At 68.9% G+C, this 3,955-nt stretch carries 3 protein-coding genes; 2 read left to right on the top strand and 1 reads right to left on the bottom strand.

Translation table 11 applies throughout. From position 1 onward, the window contains the following. Positions 1-283: 283 nt before the first annotated feature. On the bottom strand, positions 284-1,735 hold the full coding sequence (locus AB7O82_RS29110) for a coniferyl aldehyde dehydrogenase (RefSeq protein WP_428620836.1): 1,452 nt from the start codon (positions 1,733-1,735) through the stop codon (positions 284-286). Positions 1,736-2,155: 420 nt separating this feature from the next. Between AB7O82_RS29110 and AB7O82_RS29105 the strand changes: the two genes are divergently transcribed. Both AB7O82_RS29105 and AB7O82_RS29100 read left to right on the top strand, forming a co-directional pair. Continuing rightward, positions 2,156-3,022 (top strand): isocitrate lyase/PEP mutase family protein, encoded by an 867-nt coding sequence (locus AB7O82_RS29105; protein ID WP_428546531.1) that lies wholly within the window; start codon positions 2,156-2,158, stop codon positions 3,020-3,022. Beyond that, positions 3,019-3,900, top strand: coding sequence for an LLM class F420-dependent oxidoreductase (locus tag AB7O82_RS29100; protein WP_428546534.1), 882 nt, complete (start codon positions 3,019-3,021; stop codon positions 3,898-3,900). The genes AB7O82_RS29105 and AB7O82_RS29100 overlap by 4 nt, the downstream gene beginning before the upstream one ends. The last annotated feature ends 55 nt before the right edge of the window (positions 3,901-3,955 follow it).

The following is a 3,955-nucleotide window of genomic DNA, read 5'->3' as shown; positions in this document are numbered from 1 at the left end:
CTCGGCGCCCGCGGCATAGGCATCGGCCAGCGCCTCGCAGAAGCTGCCGCGCCGCGGATGGCCGAGGATGAGAAGAACCTTGAGACCCATTGCGAGGCTCCTCGATTGGACCGGAGCCCGATCATCGCCGGGATAAAGGGTCCGGAGAATGACGTCGGGCCTCACGTTCCGGTGAGGAGATTCTGAGCTCCTGTTCTTCCGGACCGCGGGCGTCCCGCCCGCTCATGATTCATGAGCATGAGCGGGCGGGACGCCCGCGGTCCGGAAGAGCAGGAGTCGCGCGTCAGCGCCTGATCCGCGTTGCCAGGAACTTCATGAGCCGCGGGCCAAACGGAGGGCGCAGCATGCGCAGGGGGCCGATCTCACGGCCGATCTGGTGATAGACCGACTTGCGATGGCTGAACTCCAGGAAGCCGTCGCGGCCGTGATAGACGCCCATGCCGGCGGGACCGATGCCGCCGAAGGGCAGGTCCTCCTGAGCGACATGCATCACGACGTCGTTCACGGTCACCCCGCCCGACACGGTGCGGCTCAGCACATGGTCGCGCTCGGTCTCGTCGGTGCCGAAATAGTACAGGCCGAGCGGCCGCGGGCGCGCGTTGATGTAGGCGATGGCCTCGTCGATGTCCCGATAGGGCATCACCGGCAGCAGCGGGCCGAACACTTCCTCTTGCATGACCGTCATGTCGTCGGTCGGATCGAGGATCAGGGTCGGCGCCATGCGGCGATGAGGTTGCTGCACCAGATCCTCGCTGGCCGGATTGATCGCGATGATCCGGGCGCCCCTGGCGCGCGCGTCCTCGAGGTGGGCCGCCAGCCGCGCATGGTGGCGGTCTGACACGATCGCCGTGACGTCGGGGTTGTCGCGCAGCGTCGGGAACATGCGCGCGACCGCGAGGCGCGCCGCATCGGCGAAGGCGTCGACACGATCGGCCGGCGCCAGCACGTAGTCCGGCGCGAGGCAGACCTGGCCCGCGTTGAAGGTCTTGCCGTTCATGATGCGCGCGGCGGCGATGTCCAGATCGGCCGAGCGGCCGATGACCACCGGGCTCTTGCCGCCCAGCTCGAGAGTCAGCGGCACCAGGTTCTCTGCCGCGGCGCGCATGACCTGTCGGCCGATCGCCGTTCCGCCGGTGAAGACCAGGTGATCGAAGGCGAGGCCCGCGAATGCCCTGCCTACGTCCGGCCCGCCCGTGACAACGGCGAGCTCCTCGGGGTCGAACGCCTTGGCGACCATGCGCCCGAGGAGGTCCGACGTTTCGGGCGTTGTCTCCGAGGGCTTGATCATCGCGCGATTGCCCGCAGCCAGCACGCCGGCGAGCGGGGCGAAGGTGAGATTGACGGGAAAATTCCAGGGGCTGATCACACCGACGACGCCTTTGGGCTGGTAGCGGATCTCCGCCCGCGCGCCCAACAGGCGTGCCATCGGCGGCGTCGTTGGCCGCCGCTCGCTCCGCATCCAGCGCGCAACGTGCGCGCGGGCGTGCTTGAGGGGAGCGATCGACGAGGCGATGTCGCCGAATGCCGTTGCGGCGCGCGACCGTGCGCCGAAATCGGCGTCGAGCGCCTGCTCGATCGCCTCGCGATGGTCGACCAGCAGGGCGATGCAGCGGTCGAGGCGGTCGACGCGAATCGCTGCGGACGGGCTGCCGTCCCGGAGCTGCGCCGCCTTCTGTCGTGACAGGAGTCCGTTCAACTCGGCGACAATGGCAGTGGGGGAGGGGCTGGACGGCATCGGCTTCTCCTCAATTCCGTCCGGCCGACGGGCGAACAGCGCGCAGAGACTGGCCGCACCATAGGCCAGGACTACCATTCGGCGCAGCCCGGCGAGAGCAGGTCAAAGCATTCGCATATGGCAAAAAATACCGTCATCTCGAGCGGAGCCGGGCGCAGCGCCTGCCCTGAGCTTAGTCGAAGGGAGGCATAGTGGAGGGACCTTTCGTGTTGTGGCAACAGCGAGAGAGGTCCCTCGACTGCGCCGCCCTTCGGGCAGCTCCGCTCGGGATGACGGCGATTTCCTGCCCATGTGCGAGTGCCCAGCGCGGGCCGGGCGCGCGTGAACCGAAAGTGCAGCCAGCCGACACGATCGGCCCTTCACGGCGCGCGGGTCGCGGCCTATCGTCCGGCACGAACAACAACTTCCGAGGATGCGTTCATGACCAACCCAGACCGTTTGCGTGCCCTGCTGGCCGAGCCCGGCCTCGTCGTGATGCCGGCGGTGTGGGATGGCCTGACCGCGAAGCTGACGGCGGCGGCCGGCTTCAAGACGGCGTTCCTGTCGGGCTCCTGTGTCGCGGCGAGCCGGCTCGGCGGCCCCGACCTCGATCTCCTGTCATTCGGCGAGATGTTCGACTCGTTCCAGATGGTGCACGGCGCCGCGCCCGACCTGCTGGTGCTGGCCGACGGCGACCACGGCTACGGCAACGCCATGAACGTGCAGCGCACGGTGCGCGCCTACGGCCGGGCCGGCGCGGCCGCGGTCCTGATCGAGGACAAGATCACGCCGCGCGCGCTCACGTCGGCCGGCAAGCCTTGCCTGCCGCGCGACGAGGCCCGCATGAAGATCCGCGCCGCCGTCGAGGCAGCGAAGGATTCCGGCATTCTCATCCTGGCGCGCACCGACTGCCGGCCGACCCAGGGCATCGACGAGGCGGTGGCCCGCATCGAGATGTATGTCGAGGAGGGGGCCGACATCCTGTTCCTCGACTCGCCGGCAGACGATGGGGAGATCCATCGCGCCATCGCCGCGGCGAAGGGCAGGCCGAGCTTCGTCGTCCTCTCGCCCGGCGCGCCGCGCGCCACGCCGAGCCAAAAGGAAGCGGAGAAGCTGGGCTTCAAGATCGGCACCTTCCCGACCGGCATGCTGTCGCCGGCCGCGGCCGGCATGAAGGCCGGGCTTGCGGCGCTGAAGGCAGGCGAGTCCGAGGCCAAGAGCGCGCTGCCGCCGCCCGAGCTGCGCGGCATCCTGGGCTACGGCGACTACGATACCCACGCCAAGCCGTTCATCGTGGCGCGGTCATGAAGTTCGCCCTTCATTTCGGCAACAACACGTTCCCCGATCTCGCCGGCGCCACGCGCGTGGCGCGGCTTGCCGAGGCGGCCGGGTTCGACACGTTGCTCGCCGTCGACCACGTGGTCTTTCCCGACAACTACAGCTCGGTCTATCCCTATGGGGCGAGCGGCCGGCTGCCGGTCGGGCGCAGCGGTGCCTTTCCCGATCCGCTGATCTGGATCGCATGCGCGGCCGCCGTCACCTCACGGCTCAAGTTCCTCACCGGCGTCATCATCCTGCCGCAACGCAATCCGCTGATTCTCGCCAAGCAGGTGGCGACGCTCGACTACATGAGCAACGGCCGGTTCGAGCTCGGCATCGGGGTTGGTTGGCTGAAGGAGGAATTCGAAGCGGTTGGCGTGCCGTTCGCCAAGCGTGGCAAGCGCGCCGACGAGTATGTCGCCGCCATGAAAGCCCTGTGGGCAGAGGACGGTGCGAGCTTCTCGGGCGAGTTCGTGAACTTCCGCGCGGTGAGCTGCAACCCCAAGCCGGCCTCCCGCGTGCCGATCATCGTCGGCGGTCATACGGAGGCGGCGGCGCGCAGGGCCGGCAGGCTGGGCGACGGTTTCTTCCCGTCGATCGGCTCGAGCGTCGACCCCATGCCGCTGTACGAGGTGGCCCGCCGCGCCGCTGCGGAAGCCGGCCGCGACCCGGGTGAGATCGAGCTGTTCGCCGGCTGTCCCGACCTGCTGCCCGGCTCGACCGTCGAGCCGCAGGCCGCCGTCGAGGAACGCGCTCGCCGCGGCGTCAAGCGCATCGTCGTCCCCGTCGGCCCCTTCCTGCCGAGCCTCGAGGAAAGCCTGATGCGCTTCGGCGAAACGGTGATCCGCCCGTTTGCGGGGGTCTAAATTCCTCCCCAACGAAGTTGGGGAGGTGTCCCGCGTCATCGCGGGACGGAGGGGT

Origin of the sequence: Reyranella sp. (genome assembly GCF_050185545.1) — a bacterium.
In the GTDB taxonomy this organism is placed as follows: domain Bacteria; phylum Pseudomonadota; class Alphaproteobacteria; order Reyranellales; family Reyranellaceae; genus Reyranella.
Note: the sequence above shows the minus strand (reverse complement) of the source record. Positions and strands in the feature narration are given on the sequence as shown.

Coding starts and splice junctions, on each gene's coding strand:
- AB7O82_RS29110 (WP_428620836.1), bottom strand. CDS start 1,735: ATGCCGTCCAGCCCCTCCCCCACTGCCATTGTCGCCGAGTTGAACGGA.
- AB7O82_RS29105 (WP_428546531.1), top strand. CDS start 2,156: ATGACCAACCCAGACCGTTTGCGTGCCCTGCTGGCCGAGCCCGGCCTC.
- AB7O82_RS29100 (WP_428546534.1), top strand. CDS start 3,019: ATGAAGTTCGCCCTTCATTTCGGCAACAACACGTTCCCCGATCTCGCC.